The organism is Thiocapsa sp. UBA6158 (genome assembly GCF_002423035.1).
GTDB lineage: Bacteria > Pseudomonadota > Gammaproteobacteria > Chromatiales > Chromatiaceae > Thiocapsa.
The window spans coordinates 1-19,298 of record NZ_DIUM01000003.1 but is presented as its reverse complement, the minus strand read 5'-3'; the positions used below and the strand labels follow the sequence as shown (position 1 = coordinate 19,298).

17 protein-coding genes and 1 pseudogene are annotated in these 19,298 nt (G+C 65.8%); 2 read left to right on the top strand and 16 right to left on the bottom strand.

The window, feature by feature from the left end:
• Nucleotides 1–26: 26 nt before the first annotated feature.
• The 8 genes from prxU to B4N44_RS00305 form a co-directional block, all read right to left on the bottom strand.
• Nucleotides 27–746, bottom strand: a complete 720-nt coding sequence (gene prxU, locus B4N44_RS00340; protein WP_296695538.1) for a thioredoxin-dependent peroxiredoxin — start codon at nt 744–746, stop codon at nt 27–29.
• Between the two features lie 89 nt (nt 747–835).
• Nucleotides 836–976, bottom strand: a complete 141-nt coding sequence (locus B4N44_RS00335) for a hypothetical protein (protein ID WP_296695534.1) — start codon at nt 974–976, stop codon at nt 836–838.
• 129 nt (nt 977–1,105) lie between these two features.
• Nucleotides 1,106–2,839: a thiol reductant ABC exporter subunit CydC gene (gene cydC / locus B4N44_RS00330; protein WP_296695531.1), complete on the bottom strand. Its 1,734-nt coding sequence runs from the start codon at nt 2,837–2,839 to the stop codon at nt 1,106–1,108.
• On the bottom strand, nt 2,836–4,677 hold the full coding sequence (gene cydD, locus B4N44_RS00325; RefSeq protein ID WP_296695528.1) for a thiol reductant ABC exporter subunit CydD: 1,842 nt from the start codon (nt 4,675–4,677) through the stop codon (nt 2,836–2,838). The genes cydC and cydD overlap by 4 nt, the downstream gene beginning before the upstream one ends.
• 219 nt (nt 4,678–4,896) lie before the next feature.
• The gene (locus B4N44_RS00320; protein WP_296695525.1) at nt 4,897–5,436 is read right to left on the bottom strand and encodes a lipocalin family protein; all 540 of its coding nucleotides are present in this window, start codon (nt 5,434–5,436) and stop codon (nt 4,897–4,899) included.
• Nucleotides 5,433–6,146, bottom strand: a complete 714-nt coding sequence (locus B4N44_RS00315; protein ID WP_296695523.1) for a DUF6134 family protein — start codon at nt 6,144–6,146, stop codon at nt 5,433–5,435. The genes B4N44_RS00320 and B4N44_RS00315 overlap by 4 nt, the downstream gene beginning before the upstream one ends.
• A 26-nt stretch (nt 6,147–6,172) precedes the next feature.
• On the bottom strand, nt 6,173–6,967 hold the full coding sequence (locus tag B4N44_RS00310) for a DUF1295 domain-containing protein (protein WP_296695520.1): 795 nt from the start codon (nt 6,965–6,967) through the stop codon (nt 6,173–6,175).
• Nucleotides 6,960–7,526 (bottom strand): DUF2878 domain-containing protein, encoded by a 567-nt coding sequence (locus tag B4N44_RS00305; protein WP_296695517.1) that lies wholly within the window; start codon nt 7,524–7,526, stop codon nt 6,960–6,962. Before B4N44_RS00305 ends, B4N44_RS00310 begins: the two co-directional genes overlap by 8 nt.
• Before the next feature lie 257 nt (nt 7,527–7,783).
• Between B4N44_RS00305 and B4N44_RS00300 the strand changes: the two genes are divergently transcribed.
• On the top strand, nt 7,784–8,458 hold the full coding sequence (locus B4N44_RS00300) for an OmpA family protein (RefSeq protein ID WP_296695514.1): 675 nt from the start codon (nt 7,784–7,786) through the stop codon (nt 8,456–8,458).
• A 151-nt stretch (nt 8,459–8,609) separates the two neighbouring features.
• Here B4N44_RS00300 and B4N44_RS00295 read toward each other — a convergent pair.
• From B4N44_RS00295 to B4N44_RS00260, 8 genes and pseudogenes are all read right to left on the bottom strand, one after another.
• Nucleotides 8,610–8,995 (bottom strand): annotated as a pseudogene (locus tag B4N44_RS00295) (nitrogenase component 1); the annotation flags it as partial.
• Between the two features lie 11 nt (nt 8,996–9,006).
• A complete protein-coding gene (locus B4N44_RS00290; RefSeq protein ID WP_296695511.1) occupies nt 9,007–11,706 on the bottom strand; it encodes a type IA DNA topoisomerase in 2,700 nt (899 codons plus the stop codon).
• Between the two features lie 183 nt (nt 11,707–11,889).
• Complete coding sequence (locus B4N44_RS00285) at nt 11,890–12,792, bottom strand: DMT family transporter (RefSeq protein ID WP_296695509.1); 903 nt, start codon at nt 12,790–12,792, stop codon at nt 11,890–11,892.
• 6 nt (nt 12,793–12,798) lie between these two features.
• The gene (locus B4N44_RS00280) at nt 12,799–14,130 is read right to left on the bottom strand and encodes a hypothetical protein (RefSeq protein ID WP_296695506.1); all 1,332 of its coding nucleotides are present in this window, start codon (nt 14,128–14,130) and stop codon (nt 12,799–12,801) included.
• Between the two features lie 45 nt (nt 14,131–14,175).
• A complete protein-coding gene (locus tag B4N44_RS00275) occupies nt 14,176–14,826 on the bottom strand; it encodes an ABC-type transport auxiliary lipoprotein family protein (protein ID WP_296695504.1) in 651 nt (216 codons plus the stop codon).
• Nucleotides 14,827–14,918: 92 nt separating this feature from the next.
• Nucleotides 14,919–16,034, bottom strand: a complete 1,116-nt coding sequence (locus B4N44_RS00270) for an MlaD family protein (RefSeq protein WP_296695501.1) — start codon at nt 16,032–16,034, stop codon at nt 14,919–14,921.
• Nucleotides 16,031–16,768, bottom strand: coding sequence for an ABC transporter ATP-binding protein (locus B4N44_RS00265; RefSeq protein ID WP_296695498.1), 738 nt, complete (start codon nt 16,766–16,768; stop codon nt 16,031–16,033). The genes B4N44_RS00270 and B4N44_RS00265 overlap by 4 nt, the downstream gene beginning before the upstream one ends.
• A gap of 115 nt (nt 16,769–16,883) precedes the next feature.
• Entirely contained in the window at nt 16,884–17,678 is a 795-nt protein-coding gene (locus B4N44_RS00260; RefSeq protein WP_296695495.1) for an MlaE family ABC transporter permease, read from the bottom strand.
• A gap of 154 nt (nt 17,679–17,832) precedes the next feature.
• On the opposite strand from B4N44_RS00260, the gene B4N44_RS00255 reads away from it, so the two are divergent.
• On the top strand, nt 17,833–19,298 hold a 1,466-nt coding region (locus tag B4N44_RS00255; RefSeq protein ID WP_296695492.1), incomplete at its 3' end, for a class I tRNA ligase family protein.

Here is a 19,298-nt window from a genome sequence, read left to right as displayed (position 1 = left end):
TCGACCAGCCGGCCCATGCAAGCCGGCTATTCCATGGACGGGTTCCACACCTTCCAGACGTTTCCGACCAGATCCGGGCCGGGCGTGAGGGTCGGCTTGCCCGGCTCCCAGCCGGCGGGACAGGCTTCTTTCCCGCCGGTGGCGCGCACGTGCTGGAAGGCCTGAATCTGCCGAATCGTCTCGGCGAGCTTGCGCCCGACCGGCGGCGTCATCACCTCCATCGCCTGGATCACACCATCGGGATCGATGATGAAACGCCCGCGCAGCTCGACACCCTGGCTCTCGTCCCAGCAGCCGTAGGCGCGACCGACATTCCCCGCTTGATCCGCAACCATGTGGAAGGGCACACCGCCTTCCACCATCTTGCTCAATTCCTCGTCGTTCCAGATCTTGTGGACGAAGTGGCTGTCCACGCTGACCGAGATGACTTCAACACCGAGATCCTGCAGCTTCTGATAATTCGCGGCGACCGCCGACACTTCAGTTGCTCAGACAAATGTGAAATCACCGGGATAGAAACAGAGCATCACCCACTTGCCGGAGAAGTCCGACAGCTTCAGGCTGGTGAATCCGCCCTTGCGGTAGGCCGGTGCAGTAAAATCAGGGGCCTTCTGCCCCACGCGCACACTCATGACGGTTACCTCTTGTTTGCCGCTCGATTCTGCCGGCGCGGCGGTTTCCGACGAGGGGTCGCCGGCAACGGAGCTCGACACGCGAGCACAGCTAACGGCTTCTTCTTCGCTCATAGTCCCTCCTGGTTGTTCGTAGTCCTGCGAATCAATTAACAGCCACGGGCATCGGCATGTCAAGGACATCCCCGAGGACCAGGGCGCCTTCAACCTTCGAGTACGACATCTTCGCAAAGATCGGCCACGGACAGGCGCACCCGGAGGTCACCGCAGGTGAAGGTCAGGTCGCCATCCTCGATGATCTCGTGGCGCCAATCCCCCGCCTCCGTGCGCCGAAACCCTTCCACGCGACGGCTGTCCTGCCCTCCCGGCAACGGGCCAGCTCGCCCTGCAGATCGTCGTCGAGACCGATGTGAAGAAGCGCCGCGGGTTGGGTAGGATTGTCCTGTGCCGGGATGTGCTTGCTCACCGCCAGCTTACGCCACCGCGCCCGCGACGTCTCGCAGCAAGGCCCCTTGCGTGGCTTCCGGGATGACCTTGGAATCGCCGCGCGCAACCTCGCGCCCGTTGTCGAGGACGAGAACGCGGTCGACCCAGTCCAGCCCGGCGGGACGGTGGGTGATGAGCAGCACGGTGCGTCCGACCATGAGCCGATCGAGCGCCTGCATGAGGCTGCGCTCGGTCTCGGCATCGAGGCCCTCGGTGGGTTCGTCCAGCAGCAGGATGGGGGCATCCTTGAGCAGTGCGCGGGCAACGGCGATGCGTCGCGCCTGTCCGCCGGAGAGACGCACCCCGGTCTCACCCACCCAGGTGCCGTAGCCGTCGGGCAGCGCGCTGATGAAGTCGTGGATCTGGGCGACGCGGCAGGCCGCCTCGATCGCCTCCTGCGTGGCCTCGGGCGCGGCGATCTGCAGATTCTCGCGGATGGTGGTGTCGAAGAGATAGGTTTGCTGGCTGACCACCGCGATATGGCTGCGCAGGTCGTCGCCGCGGAAGGTCGTGATGGAGTGACCGCCGATGCTGATGTCGCCGGCGTCCGGCTCCCAGAAGCGCAGCAGCAGGTTGAAGAGCGTGCTCTTGCCCGAACCGGTGGCGCCGACGACTGCGGCACGGGTGCCCTGCGGGACATCGAGATCGATGTCGGCGACGGCGGGCGTCGCCGCACCCGGATAGCTGAACCCGACACCGCTGAAGCGGATGTCGAAACGCTCCGGTCGGGGCGAGGGTGCGGTCGGCTCGACGACGGGCGGATCCGTATCGACGATGGCGAAGATCCGCCGCGCCGCGGCCAGCGTCCGCCCGAGAAGTTGGAAGGCCTGGGGCAAGGGGGCGACGGCCTCGAAGCTCGCAAGCGTGAAGAGTGCGAGCATGGCCAGCTGCGGGGGCATCAGGGTACCCTCGTGCACCATGGGGATGCCCAGCCAGAGCAGCACCCAGAGGCTCAGGCTCGCGCTCAGACCGACCGCCGCCTGGGTGACGCCGTGATCGCTGCTCAAGCGGGCTTGATCGGCGATCAGGCGCCGACCCAGGCCGTCGATACGCTCGGCTTGGCGCGCGTTGGCCCCGTAGATCGTCAGCTCGGCCATGCCCTGAACCCCGTCGATGACGGCCGCACGCAGCTCGGCCTCGTCCTCGGCGAGCCGACGCCCCGGGGCCTGACCGCGCCCTTGCGACCAGACGGGCAAGGCGACACCGGCGATCAGCAGGAAGGCGAGCCCGGAGAGCGCCAGCAGCGGGTCGTGCAGCAGCAGGAAGACGAAGAAGAGCACAGCGCTGATGGCGGCGACCGCCACCGGCACCAGCACGCGAACATAGAGATTGTCCAAGGCGTCGATGTCGGCACGGATGCGGCTCAGCAGGTCGCCGCTGTGATACTGCTGCAGACGCGCGGGGGCCAGCGGCTCGAGATGGCGGTAGAACCAGACCCGCAGCTCGGCGATCAACCGGAAGGTGGCCTCGTGGTTGACCAGGCGTTCCGCGTAGCGGCCGGCGGTGCGCATGACGGCGCTCAGGCGGATCAAGGCGGCGGGCGCGAAGTAGTTGATGGCGACTCCGGCGACACCTGCCACGGCCATGGCGGTGATGAACCAGCCCGCCAAGGCCATGAGCGCGACGTTGGCGATCAGGGTCAGGAGAGCGATCAGGGTGCCGGCGATCATCCAGCCGCGATAGGGCCGAAACAGACCCCAAAGACGCAACAGCTCCTTCATCGGTCGTTCTCCTGCCCCGGATTCCAAAGGTCGGCCTGCGCAGGTGCGGTTTGGCCGTAGGCCGCAATCATCCGAGCGTAGAGCCCGTTCAACGCGGAGAGGGTCTCGTGCGTCCCGGACTCGGCCACCCGGCCCGATTCGAGCACCAGGATGCGGTCGGCGCGGCGCACGGTCGCGAGTCGGTGGGCGACGACCAAGAGGGTGCGACCCTTGGCCAGCTCCTCGATGCCCTCCTGGACCAGACGCTCGCTTTCGGGATCGAGGTTGGCGGTGGCCTCGTCCAGAATCACCAGCGGGGCATCGCGCAGAAAGGCACGGGCGAGTGCGATGCGTTGGATCTGACCGCCCGAGAGACCGGCGCCGCGCTCGCCGACCAGGTTGTCGTAGCCCGCGGGCAATGCCTCGATGAACTCGGCAGCACGGGCGCGACGGGCCGCCGCACGGACCGACTCGAGATCCGCATCCGGGCGACCGAGCCGGATGTTGTCGCCGATCGTCCCCTGAAAGAGACGCGGCTGCTGGGGAACCCAGGCGAGGTGGCTGCGCCACTGCGCGAGATCGAGGTCGGCGAGTGCCTGCTCGCCGATCAGGATTCGTCCCGAGGCCGGCGAGAGAAAGCCCAGCAGAAGATTGATCACCGTGGTCTTGCCGGCCCCGCTGGTCCCGACCAGCGCGACACGGGCACCGCCCGGAACCTCGAAGTCCATACCGCACAGTGCGTCGCGGCCCGCTTCGTAGCTGAAATGCACGTCCTGAAAACGCAGACCGAAGGGGCGCGGAGCCTGCAGCGGGGCATGACCGGACGCAGCTCGCTCAGGTGCGTTCGCATCGGGTGCGGATCGCGTCTCCGGCTCGGCATCCAGGACCCGCATCATCTGCTCGGCAGCAGCGGCGGCAGCCATGCGCGCGTGGTATTGGATCCCCATGTTGCGCAGGGGAGCGTAGAACTCGGGCGCCAACATCAGGATGAAGAGGCCCTGCAGATAGGTGATCTCGGGGAGCGCCGTCAGCCAATCCGGCATCGGCATCACCAGTCCGTAAAGTCGAAAGCCGACGAACACAGCGATAATGGCGATGCCGATGGCGGCGAAGAACTCCAGAACGGCCGAGGAGAGAAAGGCGACCCGCAAGACCTGCATGGTGCTGCTGCGATAGGCATTGGAGATGCGCGCGACCTCGTCGGCCTCGCGACGGCTCGCGCCGAAGAGTTTCAGGGTCGTCAGGCCCTGGATGACGTCGAGGAAGTGCGAGCTCATGCGCGCGAGCTCCTTCCATTGGCGCTGATTCTTGGACTGAGCACTCGATCCGATGAGGATCATGAAGAGCGGGATCAGGGGCGCGGTGACCAGCATGACCGCACCCGCCACCCAGTCCGCCGGAAAGACCACGACCAGGATCACCACGGGCAGGATCATCGTCAGGGTCATGGCCGGGAGAAAACGGGCGTAATAACCCTCCAGGTCATCGATCCCCTTGGTGAGCGTCTCGACCAAGGCGCCGCTGCGCTCGTTGGCCAGATAGCGCGGACCGAGCCGTTGCAGGTGGCGAAAGACCTGATCGCGCAACCCGGAGCGGACCAAGGCGGCGGCTTGAAAGGCCGAACGCTCGCCCAGCCAGACGCTGAAGGCGCGCACCAGGAAGAGCCCCAGCAGGACCGCCATCAAGTGCCCGATCTCGGTCAGACCCGCGCCTTCGAAGATCACGGCGTTCAGGATCAAGGCGAGCAACCAGGCTTGTGCGATGGCAAGCAGCCCCTGCACTACTCCGAACCCGATGGTGCGCTTGAGCGCCGCACCGGCGAGCGGACGATGGGACTTGAGCCAAACGTTGACGGACATGATGCGATCTGCCTGCAGGCGGGTCGGTCGACCCGAATCGGGGGAGGATAAGGAAGGGGATACCGACAGGGCAACGAAAAAACTCATCCGCGGCCGCAGTTGACCAAGGCCGTACGGTATGTCAAGCAATCGACAGCGCTACTTCGGGCTCGCACTGCACATCTCACGGCTGCGCGTGCCCGAAAGGGACGCGCGGGGGCAAACGCCCCCGCCCACGCCTCACCCGCCCGAACGCTGCGGCACCTTCTCGATCTTGCTCGTGTCGTAGCCGAGCCCGCCGAGGAAGGCGACGATCTCGTCGTACTTGGCCTGCGGGATCTCGGGCGCGCGGGCCATGATCCAGACATAGTCGCGTTTGGCCCGGCCGATGACGGTGATGCTGTAATCAGGCTCCAGCCAGACGATGCGGAAGTCCGCCTTGAATGGCCAGATGAACTGCATCCACCAGAGTGCGTTGGTGTTCGTATCGCGCACGAAGCCCTTCGGGTTGTGCGTCTTCAAAGGCCCGTCGAACCCGTCCTTGTTGAATGTGAAAGTGGTCGCGATGGTGCCGTCTGGATTGAGCGCGTAAGACTCGACGGCGTTGTAGGCGCCCTTCTCCACGAAGGTCGGGATGTTGGCGATCACGTACCACTTGCCCATGAAGCGTTCGAGATCGACCTGTTTGACGGTATCCATGGGTGCGCCTCCTTCTTCGGTGCAGCCGCTCGCAAAAGCGAGCACGAGTGTGATGAGCAAGAGAGCCGAGAGTCTCTTCATGTCGGTGCCATCCGCTGGTAACGCAGCGTCTTGCCCTTGCCGGTATCGCTTTCGAGACCGATCCAGCCGTGCTTGTCCGAATACCAGAGGGTAAGCTCGAGCTCGTCGGTGCTGAGCTTATAACGTGCAGCGGCGACATCCTCGCTGCCGAAGCGGATGGATTCGGTCCCTTGCGGCTGCACCCGCACCGGCACCAGCTCGCCGGTCTGAGGGTTCAGGAGTCTGTCCTGCTTTAGAAAATCACGGTCCCAATAGGCGAAGGTCATGACGCAGCCGGGCAGACGCCGCGACTCGCCGTTCACCGACAGTGCGAGCGACTTCCCACTGTCTTCGCCGCGCACACGGTAGTCTTTGCCGTTGTCGTCCGTGCTGGCGTCGATCGTCTGCAGACAGCCGTCGCGCCAGGTCTCGCGACTCTCGTGACGGTAGCTGTAGGCGGTGAAGATCCAGAAGTTGATGTCGAAGCTGGCCCGGCTCGACACCTGCGCATCCTCGCCGAGCGCACGGATATCGAAGCTGTGCTCGCCGATCGGATCCTGATCCAGATAGACCTTGAACCGAAAACTCCCCGACTCGGTGTTGGCGGAGGCGAAGGGTGCAGCCCCGATCATCAGGGCCACGGCGGCAGCCGACCGCCAACGGCTTGCAGGCGCCCGACTGTCCTGCCCGGTCGCGGGTGGCGACCTCAACCAGCGTTGTCCTGTTTCCATCTGCATCTCTCCCGGTACCTCATTTCTCAACGATTCGAATCATCCCGGACCCGCCGCGGCGGCCCCGGAAAAAAGGCGTTGGTCCGCGCGATATAGTCGCGGTAAGCCGGCCGGCGCTCGCCGATGTCCTTCTCCAGCAAGGCCACCCCGGACACGCGCAGCAGCAGGAAGGTCATGAGCACCGGCGAGACGATCGTCCACCAGCCGCCGGCCGCGAGCGCAAAGAGGAAATAGCCCCACCAGATGCATGCCTCGCCGAAATAATTAGGATGACGGGTGTAGCGCCAAAGCCCTTGATCCATGACCTTGCCCTTATTCTCGGGCCGAGCCTTGAAGTCGGCGAGCTGTTGGTCGCCGACCGCCTCGAAGAAGAGCCCGATCAGCCAAAGGGTCAGAGCCGCATAGTCCAGCCACCCGAGCGGGTTGGTACCGAGTGTCGCCGCGAGCAGCGGAAGCGCGATGATCCAGGCGAGGATCGCCTGAAGACCGAAGACGATGTAGAGGCTTTTCCAGCGAAAACCCGGCTCGTTCTCCGCCCGGATCGCCTGGTAGCGCCGGTCCTCGCCGTGGCCCCAATTGCGTTTGGTGATGAAAACGCTCAGGCGCACCGCCCAGAGCGTGACCAGGAAGAAGACCAGGTAGGCGCGCTCGCCCGCCTCGGGCGCGCCGAGCAAGAAGACCGCGGCCATGAGCAGAAAGAACAGCGACCAGAGCGAGTCGACGATACTGACGTCGTTCAGCTTCAAGCTGACCAGCCAGGCGCCGAGACCCATCCCGAGCGCGGCCCCCAAGCCGGCGAGATAGAGATCGAGATCAAACATGTGCACTGTCCTGCGTGAGTGGGGCCAAAGCAGGGGCCTTCGGAAAACCCGCGCCGTCGAACCGCTGCGCCAGCCGGGCGCTCAGCGGCATCAGGAAGGACCAGCCGCCTGCCAGGACGGCCATCGCCACGAACGTGTCCGGGAAGGCGACGGCGCCGAGCTTGTGCCCGCCGTAGAAGGCGAGCGGCCCGCCGATCGCGCCGAGCACGACCGCCAGGGACCAACGCCCCTTCAGCCAGCTCAGCGCCACGTTCAGGGTCGTCGCAAACGCCACCCACATGGCGACAATCCAGACCGGGGCGAGCCAGGGCAGCAGCATACCCGACGGATACTCGAGGAACCCGAAGCGCACCAGGAATCCGTCCCAAACGGCGCCGATGGCGCCGACGATCACCAACAGCATCACCTCGCGACGCAGCGCCTCGGACATCCAAAGGTGCAAGGCAACGACCAGCGCGGCCACGCCGACCCCGAGCCAAGGCCATCCGTGCGCACCGCCCAGCACACAGGCGAACCAGGCGATCTGGAAGGCGACGAGGTTGACGACGAGTCTGAGCATCGATCCGATGTCCCGCGGGTTTGGTTGGGTTCGAGAACATGTTGTGTCGCTCGGTCCCGAGACAAGCGCTCGCAACGATACGCAACGGTGCGCAGCTTGTGAGAGATCACATGAGCGGTTTGCGCCGATGCCCTGGCAGTACAGCATGAAAAGAGGTGATTCCCGCCGTTTCTCCGCGACACGAGGCCCGCGCGCCTCTGCTATGATCGGCGGTCACAAATTCCACCTTGATCACGACTCGCCACGGGAGCACCCAGATGACATTACGTCCCTTCAAACGCCTCGCCGCCTCCGCCCTTGCCGCCGTCCTGGTCGTCGGCTGTGCCGCCGACGGCTCCGGCCTGACCGAGACCGGCGCGGGCGCGGCGCTCGGCTCCGCCGGAGGCGCCGCCGCGGGTGCAATCATCGGCTCGTTCAGCGCCAATGCGGGACGCGGCGCATTGATCGGCGCGGTCGGGGGGGCCCTGATCGGAACCGCCGTCGGCGCCTACATGGAGAACCAACGCAAGGACTTCGAAAAGGCGCTCGCCGATGAGATCGCCAGTGGCATGATCAGCGTGCAGAAGCTGCCGAACGATCAACTGCTGGTCCGAATGACGGGTGCAACCACCTTCGAGATCGATTCCGACCGCATCCAGCCGGGCTTCTACAGCACCATGGACAAGATCTCGGCGATCGTCAGCAAGTACGGCAAAACCGAGCTCTTGATCTCCGGTCATACCGACAGCACCGGCTCGGCGGAGCACAACCAACTCCTCTCCCAGCGGCGCGCAGGTGCCGTTCAGTACTACATGGAGTCGGACGGGGTCTTGCCGCAGCGCATCATCGCCTCCGGGTACGGCAAGAATCAACCGATTGCATCGAACGAGACGGAAGCGGGCCGGCAGCTCAACCGCCGGGTCGATATCACAATCGTGCCCATTACCGCCTGATCGGACAGCGAATCCGACAGATCACTCGACCGGCCGATCCGCTCAGGCCGATCGAGCGGCGCCCCGCCCGATCCACCGAGCAGGCAGGGTCTCACACGATGCAGTCGAGCGCATCCTTCCCGGGCGGATGGCCCGCCGGTCAATCGTCCGCTCGAGTCCGATAGGGTTCGAGTGCCGCGTGGATCTTGGCCTCATCGCGGGCGATGAGGGCCTCGGTGCGACGGGTGAGATCCGGGTCGTCGATAATCCGCGCAACATCGCGCAGCGCCTGCGAGACATCCGCGACGCCTTAGAAGTTGCCCTCGAGGTCTCCTTGAGCTTGCGCGCGACGTTGATCATGGCCTTGGAGCAGACCATCATATCGACCTCCGCGCGGTGCAGGGTCTGCACCTCGTGGAAGCACGCGTCCCCGGAGAGGCTGCAGAGCACACGCAGACCCAGCTCGTCGAGCAGGGGCAGGACGCTCCAGATCTCCCCTGCGATGTTGTACTCGGCGACCAGGTTGACGTCGTGGACCTTGAAGCCCTCGTGCTCGATGAGATCCGTCGTCATGCCGATCTTGTACTCGCATCGGTCTCGGTCACGACCTGCCACTGCGCATCGAGACGCAGCCGGACCGAACCGACGCCGGCCGCGCCGCCTTGAATCGGCCGCGTGCGCCTCTGCTCGATCAGGTCGCGGATGTCGGTTTCATTCAGATCCCGGCCGTCGTAGGTCTTCCAGACCACAAAATCGCAGCCCTCGCGGAACCGGTTGCAGCCGAATCCGCGTCGGCCTTCGATGATCCTGCCCTGGCCGCATTTCGGGCAGACGAGGGGGTTGTCGCGAATCGAGGAGATCGGCGCGCGGACGTCCTTCGCATCTTCCGAGGTTGCCGGGGCCGTCCGCCGGCCTCGGTTGGGTCGAGCGCTCTTGCGAGCCCCCTGCCCCCCCTCGACGGCCGCCTCAGCCGACCCGGTATCGGTCGCCTCGGCCTCGAAATCGAAGACCACTTTCCCGGCCGCATCCAACCGTAGCCCGGCGGAGAAAGGCTTGCCTGCCTTCGACGTGAAGCCCTCGATTCGCGGCAGCCGACCTTGCGCGATGAGCCGGCGCACCTGGTCCTGTGTCAGCGACAACCCGGCGACTGTCTTCCAAACGGTGAATCCGCAACCCTCGCGATACCGACTACAGCCATAGGCGCGAGCGTTTTCGGTGACCTCGCCTTCGCGACAGATCGGACAGGCGCCGAGTCCTCGCGCTTCCGACTCGCCCGATCCACGCGAGGATTTAACCGAGGCGCCGCCCTGGCTCGACCGAGCGGACTTGCGCGTGCCTCCTGCCTTCCCTCTCTGCGCACCCTTGCTCGACGGACGCTCGGCGCGCTCGGCTGCCGCCTGCTCGGCCGACATCGCCGGGCCCTGCGCAATCTGCGGCACCAGGTCGCGCAGGAAGTCCAGGATCTGCCGATAGAAGACATCCACAGCCAGCTCGCCATGCTCGACGTCTTTGAGGCGTTGTTCCCACTCGGCCGTCAGCTCGGGGCTGCGCAGCGCCGGGTCGACCAAGCCGATCAGGGCCATTCCTTTCGGCGTAGCGTGCAACTGCTTGCGTTGACGCTCGACATAACGGGTGCGGATCAGTTTTTCGATGATCTCGGCGCGCGTAGCAGGCGTGCCCAGCCCGGATTGCTTCATCGCGGCCGCGAGGGCGTCGTCTTCGATCTCGCGACCGGCATTCTTCATGGCCGCCAGGAGGGTCGCATCATCATAGTGACGCGGCGGCTGGGTCTCCTTCTCCTGCACCTCCAGGCTGTCGACGGCCAGCTCCTGTCCCTGCACCAGTGGCGGCAGGACGCCTGATTCGCCGGTCTCGTCGGCGCCATTGCCCTCGACCGGCACCGCACCCGGAGCCGGCTCGGCCCGGCGCTGCGCATGCCCCGCAGCTTCCGCCCGCTTCCAGCCGGGCTCCAGCACTACCGCACCACGCGCCAGGAAGGTCGCATCCCCGATCGCGATCTCCACCCGCGTCTCTTCGATGCGCTGATCCGGTAGAAAGACCGCCACGAAGCGCGTCGCCACCAGGTCGTAAATCTTGCGCAGCGGCGCGGGCAGATCGGGCGACGGCGTCTTGCCGGTCGGCAGGATGGCGTGATGGTCAGTCAGCTTGGTGCGGTCCACGTATGCCTTGCCCAGCCGATGACCGGACTGGAGCCGCTCCAACGCCTCGGCGGCGAGCGGGTGTTGCAGGCCCGTCAGGATGCCCGGCAGCTCGGGCAGCATATCCTCCGAGATGTGGCGGCTCTCGGTGCGCGGATAGCTGATGAGCTTGTGGGTCTCGTAGAGCGCCTGGGCCTGTTCGAGCACCTGCGCGGCGGTGAAGCCGAAGCGCCGATTGGCATCGCGTTGCAGATTGGTCAGGTCGTAGAGCGGCGGCGGGCGGACGGCGCGGATCTTTTTCTCGACCTTGGTGACCGTGCCGGTGTGGTGCGGGCTCAGCTCGCGATACAGCCGCTCGGCCTCCTCCTTTTTGTCGATGCGTGTCTCGCCGTCGCGGATGTAACGGGCATCGAAGTGCGCCGCATCCGAAGTGCTCAGATGCGCCACCAACTCATAGAAGAATGCCTTGGTAAAGCACGCAATCGCCTGATCGCGGGCGACGATCATTGCCAGGGTCGGCGTCTGCACCCGCCCGATCGTGCAGAGCACCCGGTTGTGCACCGTGTAGGCCCGCGTGAGATTCATGCCGATCAGCCAGTCCGCCTGCGCACGGGCGCGCGCAGCATCGGCGAGATGATCGTAGGCTTGGCCCGGACGCAGCGCGCGAAAGCCCTCGCGGATCGACTCGTCGGTCAGGCTGGAGATCCAGAGTCGGTCGAACGGCTTTTTACAGCGGGCGTGCTGATAGATGAGGCGAAAGATATGCTCGCCTTCGCGTCCGGCGTCCGTCGCGCATACCAGTCGCTTGGTCTCGGGTGCCGTGATGAGCGCCTTGACGAGCTTGAATTGGGCCGCAGTCTGCTTCGAGGTCTCGAGCTTCCAGGCGTCGGGGATCATCGGGAGCTGATCCGCCGACCACCGCCCGGCCCAGTCGATACCCTGCACCTCGCCGTATTCGTCCGGCTCGGCGAAATGGATCAGGTGTCCGATCGCCCAGGTCACCCGATACCCGTTGCCCTCGAGAAACCCCTCGCCCTTGCGACGTGCACCCAACACGCGCGCGATATCGCGGGCAACGCTCGGCTTTTCGGCAATCACCACGATCGTCATCCCGATCTCCCTTCCACACGCCGAGACATCCCGTAGGTCGGATGAGCGCAGCCTAATCCGACAGCCGGGCTCGCCGCAAACCGCTGAACGTCGGCTTAAACCGCGCAGACTCCGACCCTCGCCGAATCTGACGTGGCTGATCCAACCCAAAAACATCGCATACCGCGTCAGGCGCGGCTTAGCCTACTTCTGCGTCAACGCCAACACCCCGAGCAGCATGACGGCGGCGCCGATCAGCTTGATGACGACATGGTGCTCGTTGAAGAACCAACGCCCGAGGACGACGGAGAAGATCCCGGCGGTGCGCTTCACGGCCATGGCATAGGAGGCCAACGTCAGGCTGAGCGCGATCTGATCGGCGATGCGCATGAGCGCGAATAGCGCCCCGAGGACCAACAGGGGGCGGATGCGACGGCGCGCCTGTTGCGTGAAGATCTGCCGATAGAAGCCCCGGTCGCGAAGGCTGAAGAGGACGAAGATGACCATCGGGTTGACGATGGCGACGACCACGGCAAACGACAGCGGATCGCTCAGTTGGATGCCGATCCGCCCGACCACGCTCGCAGCGGCGAAGCAGGCGGCAGCAATGAGCCCGAGCACGCTGCCCGGGTCCGTCACCAGTCGCTTGAAGGGGAGATACCAGCGCACCTCGTGATCGCCGAGGCTCAGGATGTAGCCCCCGCCCACCAACAGGACCACACCGATCAGCCCGACCGACGCCGGCAAGGCGCCGGTGATGAGCCATTCGATCAGGATCGCGAACCCCGGCGTGAGCGTCATCAGGGGTCCGACCAGCGAGACCTCGGTCTTGTGCAGCGCTGCGTTCAACGCCCATCCGCCGAAGGCCGACAAGATGCCCCCGCCGAGGATCGCCATGACATAGGCCGGCTGATGGAAGGGGAAATCGCGAGACCAGAGGATCAGCGGCAGGGTGATGACCAGGCTGCTGAGGTTGACGTAAAGCGTCAGGACCTCGGTGGAGAAGTCGAGGCTGAGATGCTTGGTGACCGCAAGGCGAGACGCATGAAAGAACGCCGACGCCAGCGAGAAGAAGATCCAGAGATGGGCAAAATCGGAGAAATCCATCCGCGCTCACGCCCAACCGGTACTCGGGTCGACGAACCGCTTGAGTGGCCGGAAACGGATGTCCGGATGATCGCCCTGGAGGCACTGATTGAACTCGGCGAACGCGCGTTGGAACCGGCCTCGGCGATGCCAGCTCTCGACGCTCGAGCGACCCTCGCCACGCAGGATCCGCACGCTGGGAACACCGCCGAGCTCGAGCAGACCGGCCCCGCCGATGCCCGAGAAGAGCTTCGGCTGGATGGTCAGGTGCACGAGCGCGGCGTCGTTGAGCGTTGCACCTGGACGGTTGCGCTCGGAGGCATGGAGATTCAGGGCGTAGCAGGGCTGATTCAGCGTCATGAGATCCATGCGCCGGCGCGCGTCGCTCCGCTCCAAGCGGCGGGCGGTCGACACGGGAAGGTCTCGGAGCGCCAGGGACAGCTCGCGCAGCCCGGCCCGAATCCGGGCGGACACGGGCAGCGCGCCGAGACCGCGTGCGATGTCCGCATGAGGGCGCAGCGCATGGCGATGCCAGGGCGACGGCGCGCGCCGCTGCCCGGTGAAGACCTCGAGCAGATCGGCCGCAAGCAACTCGAGGCGCCGATGCAGACGCCGGATGAGATCCTCGAAAGCGGGATCGCCGAGCACCTGCCAACCGGGCAGCTCGATCAGGCAGCCGAGCGGCCGGTCGCCGCGGATCGTCAACCGCTCGTCGGGCATCGCCAGCCGGGCACCCGGGATGCCGAGGTCGAATTCGGCCAGCGACCCGTGGATCAAGTGCGCACCGAGGAAGGCGAGCGGGTCGATGGCTTGACGGCGTAGCCGGACATCCGCGACGGCGCCGAATCGCCCCGCGCGCTCCAGCGGCTTCAACGCCTCGCCGCTCCAGTAAAGGAGATGGAGATGAAACTGTTTGGCCGCCTGCACGCTCTCGCGGTCATGCGTGTTGGGGTCGCAGTTGAGCGCGAGATGCAGCTCGCCGTCGTCCAGATCGAAGCGGTGTATCACATCCGGGTCGGAGACGAAACGCACGAAGGCGAGGCCGGTTCGCCAGAGGACGCGGCCGGTGACGGGCTCGACCGCACAGGGCGTGGCTTTCGGAGGATCCGAGATCTCGGACACCATGAGGTCGAAGAGGCTGTGGGGCGACGCCTTGTCGATCAGGGCCAGCCGGTCGCCGTCGCAGAGGATCTCCCCAATCGTGCGGCGGGCGAAGCGTCGCTCCGGGTCGGGGTGCTCGACCTCGGTGCGGGTCAGGGCATACTCGGCCGGCGGCCCCGGGATGCGCAGATGATCCCAGGCGACGCGCATCCGATCCAGACCGCGGGGATAGAGCGCCGCAAACCGATCAGGTCGCATCGACACCGTCCGGGCAGACCCACAAGACCGATCCCATCGCGCCGATCATGGCCTCACCGAGGAGCGCGCGGCTCCGGGCAGCGTTCGAAGGTCGCGCACCACATCGGCGGCCAGCAGGGCCGCCAGTCGGTTGAATGCCTCGGCCATCGCCTCAGGCGTATCGCCCTGTACCTCGACCTCTCCACGGTAGCTGCGGTCCCAGACAGAGCGACGGTCGTCGGCGCGCACCAGCGCCAGGTTGAGCGCGCCGACCACCCGCGGCGGCGTCGCCGTCGGCAGGTGCTCGAAACGCTCCACCTCGCCGCCGAGCAGGTAGTCCGCACGGGCACGGTCGGCCGTGATCAAGGCGAACTCGAAGATCTGCGCGTGACGCACGGCACGGACCAGGTTGCGCGAGAGGGCGCGCGGTACGGGGTCGGCCCAGAGGAGGTCGTCGTAACGCTGCACCTGCAGAGGCTCGGCCTCGGTGCGGAAGACGATCTGCCGCCCGCCCAAGAAGCCGCGCGCGGCCAGATCCGACACCAGCAAGGTGCCCGGCAGCGGCGCGCCGACCGGAGACTCCAACGGATCGGGGTCGAGCGAATAAAAGAGGTCGGACCGCATGGGCGCGGACGACCCGCAACCACCCGCAAGCAGCACGACAATCAGCGCCGTGAGAACATGGGGCGAGCGGCGTAGAGCGATCTTATCGGACATCGAGCGTTGAAATGGCCTCGTCAATCGTTTCAGCGACCGGCTCGAGCGCGTCGCAATGCGGCTTGCGGTCCTCTGATGCGGGCGACCGAACCTCAACGGAACCATGGCGCCTGCTCCTCTTGCTCTCGACCCTTGATGATCAGGGCGGGATTCCCGCGCAGGTCGCGCGCGAGGGCCGAGAGGTTGCGGCTCGCGTCCTCGATGTTGATCAAGATGGGGGTCAAGGCGGCGGAGAGTGACTGCAGAAGGAACTGAGTGTCGTCGAGGGAGCTCTGTATGGCCGGGCGGTTCTCGTTGACCAAGCCCCGAATATCTACCGCCAGATCACCGTAATCGGCCACCGCACGCCGGATGTCCTCGGTACTGCCGGTCATGTCGCCGGTGATGAGCGCGAGGCTCGCCGACATCTCTTCCACCGAGCCGAGGATGGCGCCGATCGCATCCGGGTCGACCGCCGTGACAAGGTTTTCCGACAGAAGCCGGAGATTCTCGAAGGCGCCCGCAAGCCGATCGCGATTCTCGCCCTGGTCCTCCCCGGTGCCGATCAACAGCTCGATGGTCTTGACCTGGTCGCGGATGCTCGCGAGCGTCGGAGCGATGCTCTCCTCGACCACTCGACGTACCGTCTCGGTCAGCACCGCGAGCCGCTCGGCCAGGTCGATATCGGGTGCCTTGGCCTCGATCACGGCACCGTCGGCATAGAGCTCCGCGGAGCCGCCGGGCCGGATACTGACGGCCTGTCCCTTCAGGAGACCCAGCGGCGCCAACTGCGCCTGACTGCCCTGCGGGATCGGCCAATTGTCGCGGATCCGCAGGGTCGCTCGGAAACACGGCAGTCTCGGCGAGCGCGCCGGCATGTCGGCAGACGGCGCCGGGCAATGGAGCCGATGGGCATCGGCGCTCGGAAAGACCGGCTCGACGCGCTCGACCAGACCGATGACATAGCCTTCCTGGACGACCTGAAGCCCGGCATCGAGTCCGTCTGCGTCGGGGAAGTAGGCCTGCAGACGGTAGGTCTTCCCGAACAGACCGGGTAGAACCAGGGTAAATGCAGCGACGGCAAAGGCGGCCATCGCAATGACGAAGATGCCGGAAAACAGCAGATCGCGACGTTCCGCCCGCGCCCGACGTTTGCCCGGCGCGCCGATCTCGGGCGGGGAATAGAGCCGATCCAGCCGGCGATCCGCAGGAGCCGGGTGCTCGGTCATGGATGTCCCCACAGGGCTGCACGCAGATCCAGACGGGTCGCGCCGGCGGACTCGAGCCCCTGCGGCGTGCCCTCGAACAGCAGACGGCCGCGCTCCATCACGGCAACCCGATCGGCGGCTCCGGCCAAGACATCCGGCACGTTGTCGGTGGCGATCAGGGTCAGATTGCGGTTCTCCCTCAAAGTGCGCAAGACATCCAAGGTCTCGCGGGCGACGCTCGGGTCGAGCCCGTCCGAAAGGCCGTCCCAGACCAGCAGCTTGGGCTGGTGGATCAGCGCACGCGCCAGCTCCACCCGTCTCTGTTGGCCCAAGGAGAGTCCGCGCGGCATGTGATTCTCCAGTCCGTCCAGCCCCAGCAAGGTCATCACCAAACGCGCTGCCCGGGCCATGTCGTAACGGGTCATGGGCGCGTTGCGCAGGGGCAGCAGGAGGTTGTCGAGCACGCTGTAATCGGCGAGCAGGGAGCCGCGCTGCAGTACCGCACCGATGTCGCCGCGCAGACGCACCATCGCGGCCTCGCCGAGCCGACTCAGATCCTGCCCCAGGACCTCGATTGTACCCGCCGAGGGCCGATCCAGTCCCAAGATCAATCGGGTCAAGAGCGTCTTCCCCGCGCCGTTGGGACCGCAGATCAACAGCCAAGCACCCTCGTGCAGCGAGAGCCGGATATCGTCCAAGGCCATGCGCCCGCCGACATGCTGATAAACAGCATCGAGCACCAGTGCCGCAGTCATGACGCCCGCCGAGGCCGCCATCGCCGCGCAAGGTCTTGTCCGACCCCACCTGCACACCGCAGCACGGTTTCGCCGGAGGCAGGAGGCCGGAAGCCGGAGGCTGGAGGCTGCCGCATCACACCCGCAAAAACAGGATGTACAGAAGGTCAGCCACCAGGATCGCCGAGACAGCCCCGATCATGGTCCGCGTCGCGGCGCGCGAGATGCCCTCCGGGTTGCGCCCTGCGCCGGTGCCGTTGACGGTGGCGATCAGGGCGATCAAGAGCGCAAACAGCAAGGGCTTCACCAACGCCTCGACCAGAGCACCGACGCTGAGCGCCCGGATCAACGACTCGAAGAGCAACGCCGGGGAGATCCCGGCCATCGTCCACAACCAGGTACCGGCCGCAGCGAAGGTCACCAAGGTCCCCCAAACCACGAATGCGAAGCTCATGAGCAACATCGCAAGCAGGACCGGACCGGCCGTAAACTGGACGGGGTGGATGCCGCTTGCGAGCAGTCCGTCCATCTCGCCGGTCACCGTCAGCGTCGCCTGCCGGACCGCGAGCGCAACGCCGGCCCGACCGGCCACCAGGATCCCCACCAGGATCGGCACCAACTCCATGACGGTCGCGTAGGTCAGCGTCAAGACCACGAGCCCGGGCAGGTCCAGCTCCGTCAGGATCGACTCGATCTGGTGACCGAGGATCAGACCGAGCGAGGCGGTAACCAAGGTGATGGCCGGCAGAATGGAGAGCCCTGCCTGACGCAAGGATGCGGTGAAGGCCGGCATGTCCAAACGTGTCCGTCCGAGCAGGATCTTCAAATAGAGGCCGAGACAGCTTGCAAGGGCGATCGCGGCGAAGCCGATCTCCTCGATCCAACCGGTCGGCCCGCTGAAGGGCCCCCTGTGTCTGTCCTCGACTCCCATCACGCCTGACCGCGTCCCCCGTGCAAATTCCCGGTTGATCTTAAACCGCCGGCGCTGCAGCGCTCCATCCGAGTTGAGCGTCCCCTAAGCGCCGGGCGCCTTCGGTTATACTCGCGACTTCATTCGAACGCGCTTCGCAGACGGCGACATCATCATGCTGGATAAGAACTACGACCCCCAAACCCTCGAGAAAAACCGGTATCGCCTCTGGGAAGAGAAGGGCTATTTCGTCCCGGCCGACCAGACCGGGAGCACCCGAGACGAAGGCGCGGGCGGCGGAGCCTATTGCATCATGATCCCGCCGCCGAACGNNAACGTGACCGGCAGCCTGCACATGGGTCATGGGTTCAACAACACCATCATGGATACGATGGTGCGCTATCACCGGATGAAAGGCGATCGCACACTCTGGCAGCCGGGCACGGATCACGCCGGGATCGCCACCCAAATGGTGGTCGAGCGCCAACTGGAGGCCGCCGGCCAAACCCGTCACGATCTGGGACGCGATGCCTTCATCGAGCGCGTCTGGGAGTGGAAACAGGAATCCGGCGGCAACATCACACGCCAGCTGCGCCGTCTCGGCTCCTCGCTCGACTGGCAGCACGAGCGTTTCACCATGGACACGGGCCTCTCCAACGCGGTGCGCGAGGTCTTCGTGCGCCTGTTCGAAGAGGGGCTCATCTACCGCGGCAAGCGCCTGGTCAACTGGGATCCGGCACTGCACACGGCGGTCTCCGATCTGGAGGTCATCTCGGAGGAAGAGTCCGGGCACATGTGGGACATCCGCTATCCCTTGGCGCTGCCGTCCGGCGCGACGGGACCGGCGCATCTGGTCGTCTCCACCACCCGCCCCGAGACCCTGCTCGGGGACTGCGCCGTGGCCGTCAACCCGGAAGACCCGCGCTACAGACATCTGATCGGTGAATTCGTCGAGCTGCCCCTGACCGGTCGGCGCATCCCCGTCATCGCCGACGAGCACGCCGATCCGGAGTTCGGGACCGGCTGCGTGAAGATCACGCCCGCGCACGACTTCAACGACCATCAGGTCTGGCTGCGCCATCGCGACGAGACCGGGATCGCCGATCAGCCGCACGGCGGTCTGATCAACATCCTCACCCCGGATGCCGCGATCCGCGACAACCAGCCCGAGGAGGGCGCGCTGCTGCCCGCCGCCTATGTGGGTCTGGACCGTTACGAGGCGCGCAAGCTGATCGTCGCCGATCTGGACGCGCTCGGCCTGCTCGCGGCGGTGAAGGAGCATCGGCTTCAGCAGCCGCGCGGCGATCGCTCGGGCGCAGTCATCGAGCCCTATCTGACCGATCAGNNCATCCAGGACTGGTGCATCAGCCGCCAGATCTGGTGGGGGCACCGGATCCCGGCCTGGTACGACGTGGAAGGCAACGTCTATGTCGGCCGCTCGGAGGACGCGGTCCGCGAGCGCCACGACTTCGGCCCCGAGGTTGTCCTGCTCCAGGACCCGGACGTGCTCGACACCTGGTTCAGCTCAGCACTCTGGCCCTTCAGCACGCTCGGCTGGCCCGAGCAGACCGATCGTCTGAACGCCTTCTATCCGACCTCGGTGCTGGTCACCGGATTCGACATCATCTTCTTCTGGGTCGC